Source organism: Mesorhizobium sp. M7A.F.Ca.CA.001.10.2.1 (assembly GCF_003998575.1).
In the GTDB taxonomy this organism is placed as follows: Bacteria; Pseudomonadota; Alphaproteobacteria; order Rhizobiales; family Rhizobiaceae; genus Mesorhizobium.
On record NZ_RZQY01000654.1, the window covers coordinates 1 to 3,405 of the forward strand.

The 3,405-nt window shown below is 62.1% G+C and carries 4 protein-coding genes; 2 read left to right on the forward strand and 2 right to left on the reverse strand.

What is annotated here, in order from left to right; translation table 11 throughout:
• A partial coding sequence (locus tag EN964_RS29275; RefSeq protein ID WP_127277061.1) for an NAD(P)-dependent methylenetetrahydromethanopterin dehydrogenase occupies positions 1-780 on the reverse strand: 780 nt, incomplete at its 3' end.
• A 29-nt stretch (positions 781-809) separates the two neighbouring features.
• Complete coding sequence (locus tag EN964_RS29280; protein ID WP_127269826.1) at positions 810-1,781, reverse strand: beta-ribofuranosylaminobenzene 5'-phosphate synthase family protein; 972 nt, start codon at positions 1,779-1,781, stop codon at positions 810-812.
• Positions 1,782-1,937: 156 nt separating this feature from the next.
• On the opposite strand from EN964_RS29280, the gene EN964_RS29285 reads away from it, so the two are divergent.
• On the forward strand, positions 1,938-2,318 hold the full coding sequence (locus tag EN964_RS29285) for a 4a-hydroxytetrahydrobiopterin dehydratase (protein WP_027036898.1): 381 nt from the start codon (positions 1,938-1,940) through the stop codon (positions 2,316-2,318).
• A 118-nt stretch (positions 2,319-2,436) separates the two neighbouring features.
• Positions 2,437-3,405, forward strand: a 969-nt coding sequence (locus tag EN964_RS29290; RefSeq protein WP_127277063.1) for a tungsten formylmethanofuran dehydrogenase, incomplete at its 3' end; no start/stop codon positions are given.

The window sequence follows — 3,405 nt, forward strand, 5'->3', positions numbered from 1 at the left end:
GCCGATGGCAAGCGGACCAATGCCGACAGCTTTTGCCGCTTCGAGTGGATCACCATTGGCATTGACGGCCAATCCTTCGATGCCGGCCGGGGGGACGGCATTGACGTCGGCCGCAATAAGCAGGTCATTGCCTTTCAACTGGGCTTTGGAGACCACCTGGACGCCGGCTTTGGCGCAAGCCAGGATAATTTCGTTCGCCTCGACCAGCTTTGTCTTGCGTGCGTCGCTCGATCCGTCAGCGGCATCGACGATGATGTTGAATCTGCTTTCGATCTCGGCTGCGATCTGTTTGACCCTCTCGATGCCGTCATGGCCGACAAGTGTGACCCGGGCACCTTCCCCTGCCGCGATGACGGCGGTGCAGAAGCCGACGACGCCGGTGGCGCCGAAAACAGCCACCCTCGTATCCCTGAGCGCACGCTGAAATTTCTTCTCGAGCGCCTTTTCGACCTTGGCCACCATCGCCGCGGCCGTGGTGAACGAGCCGGCCGGATCGGCAAATACCGAAACCTGGAAAGGCGGCACCATCGCCTTCTTCGCGGCGTCGAACATGTCGAGCGCCAACGAGGCATCCTTCCCGGCGATGAAGATGCCGGTGTCGACACCCGCATCCGGCGGGCGCGAAAAGATCGCGTCCTGGACCAGGCCTGTCACTTCGGCGAGGCTTACATCGACATAGGGGACGACGGCGTCGAAGCCTGCGTCGAGCGCCATGTTCACGTCGAAGGGGCTCATCTGCTTCAACGGTGTCAGCATGTGCAGGATGTGTTTGCGGGCCATTTCTTGCCTTTCTGCCTGAAACGGGAGCGTCAGCTGCCGACGAGATTCAGCCTGGTTGAGCTGATCTTCGCGCCGGAGTTCCTGCCCTTGACGATCTTGATCTCAAGGCCGTCCTCAATTGTCGTCTTCCGAACCGCGTCGACGAACTTGAGTGCGGCGTCATGTGATGGCGCGAAGGCAAAGCCTGTCGGCCCCCAGGAACTCTGGCCGATGCCGACGGCGCCTGCTTCATTGAGACGGTGGGCCGCCATCTCGACCCGCTTCGAGGTGAACACGCCGCCCTGCGCCGGGGCGAAATGGCTGCCGATCAGCATCTGTATCGCGGTGACGGCGGCGCCGAATGCCGGAAGGTCCCGCTCGACCAAAGCCGGCATAATGCCCATCAGCACCCTTCGGCAGATCTCCCCGCTGCCTGCCGTTGGGAACGGCGGCAGCGAACGAAACGCCGCGACCTCGGCAGCGCCATGCAGTCCATGCCCGGAATGGTCGAGGATGAGGATGACGCGCCACTCTTCCGGAAACGGCAGCCGCGCGACGACCGGAGGCGTTCCGCCGCGGTCGTTCTTGCCGGCGTCGACTATGACGCCGCCATCTTCGAAACTTGCGATGCCGATGCCGGATCGGCCGCCCCGCTCGAGCAGGCCCGCGTCGCCGGCGATATCCAGAGGCAAATTATGGAGAGTGCGCAACGCCGAGGCGACGGCAAGGGCGATCTGCGTGCCGGACCCCAGACCCGCATGACTGGGGATCGACTGCTCGACCACCAGATGGTGCTGGGCGCGAATGCCGAGATGCGCGCAGAGCGTCGACAGATGCTCGCTGGCGCGGGTGCTCTCGGAGCCTTCGACGATGGTTTCGCCGGACCGCGACAGGGTGACGACGGTTTCGGGTTCGCTCAATGGAAGCCCGACGCTGCCGAACCGCCGTCCGGCATCGCCATTGAGATCAAGGAAGCCAAGGTGCAGGCGAGCGGGCACTCGTATGGTAACAGAATTCGACATCTGCCCCCCGATGGGTGCATCATGGATGCATCATGGAAGTTTAGGTGCCCGGTACCATGATAACTGTTTTCGTCGATGGGGCAAGCCAAAGAGAATGCATCCACGTGTTTGCTGGCTCCGGCGTGTAGACAGACCGAGCAATTCGCGGAGGTCGAGATGAACGAGACAGTCAAGGAAAAGGTCTATTCGGAAGCCGAGATCGCCGAGCGGCTTGAGAAGGAGCTGCCAAAATGGCGCTACGAAAACGGCTGGATCCGGCGCAAATACAAGACCCACAGCTGGAAATCGACGCTGATGGTCATCAACACGGTTGGCCATCTCGCCGAGGCGGCGTGGCACCATCCCGATATCACCGCCTCCTATGCCTGGGTCGAGGTGCGCCTGATGAACCACGCGGCGAAAGGCATTACCGACAAGGATTTCGAGTTGGCGAAAAAGATCGAGGATGTTGTCCAGTGGCAGCCGGCCAAGGAAGGCGGGGCGCTGGAGGGCACTCCGCTGACCGATCAACGCTTCGCTTACGTCAAATATGACTAAGCAGGGTCGGAATTTGTTGATAGCGTATGAAAACATTCGCTGATCCGCTGCAAGGTGGGGTTCACGGCCAATCCAGTTTCGTCTAGGATCGTGGCGGCACCAGAAAGTAGTTTAGCGAATGGCGGTTGCTTGGATCGGCAACCGGGAAGCGCTGATTGAGCGCGCGGCTGCGCATGCCGCGTCGCTACTGTCGTCAAGTCGGTGCCCGGTTTTCAGCTTTGATACGGATATAGACGGCACGAGGGCGGCGATCGCGCTGGCTGAGAGGGCTGGCGCGGCATACGACCATGCCGATGGCGCGGCACTTGCCCGGGAGACTGCGCTTTTTACGGACAAGGGGGCAATGACCGTCGCCCCCGGAGAGACGCGCCGGCGTGCCGATGTCGTGGTGATCGTGGGCGAGCTCCCGCGGATCCATCATGGTCTTGTTGGCGAACTCGCCGGGACGGTTCCCGACCTCTCGACCGTGAACCAGCGCGCGTTCTTCGTGGTAGGCCCGAACGGGATGTCTGTGCCGCCGCTGAACGGCGGGCGCGAGGCAACGCGACTTTCCTGTGGCCAAGCTAGCCTCGCCGCCACGCTGGCGGCGCTGAGGACACAGCACAAAGGGCGGCGTACATCGCAACCGGTGTCGAATTTCAATGATTTCGCCAAAGCGTTGGCGGCCGCGCATTTTCCCGTGTTCCTGTTTTCAGGCCACGCCGCCGAAGGCCTGGCATTGGAGATGCTGCAAGGACTGATCGCCGATCTCAATCACAAATCGCGCGCATCCGGCCTTCATCTGCCGGCGAACGAAAGCGGCTGGGGAAGCACGCTCGCCTCGGCCTGGATGACAGGTTTTCCGCTGCGCACCGGCTTTGCGCGCGGTTTCCCGGAATTCGATCCCTGGCGCTGCGATGTGGCTCGCATGATCGCTGCCGGCGAAGCCGACCTGCACCTGCGGATCTCCGCCATAACTGCCCAGCCGAAGGAAAAAAAGCGACGCATGGCGTTGATTGCGTTGACGAAAACGCAAGAGCCGGTTGCCGGCGCCGCAGTCACCATCGCCATCGGCGAAGTTGGGGTCGATCACGATGCGGTTGTCTAC

Bases quoted from the DNA above. Each gene is read 5' to 3' on its own strand.
- EN964_RS29280 (WP_127269826.1), bottom strand. From the start codon at position 1,781: ATGTCGAATTCTGTTACCATACGAGTGCCCGCTCGCCTGCACCTTGGC.
- EN964_RS29285 (WP_027036898.1), top strand. From the start codon at position 1,938: ATGAACGAGACAGTCAAGGAAAAGGTCTATTCGGAAGCCGAGATCGCC.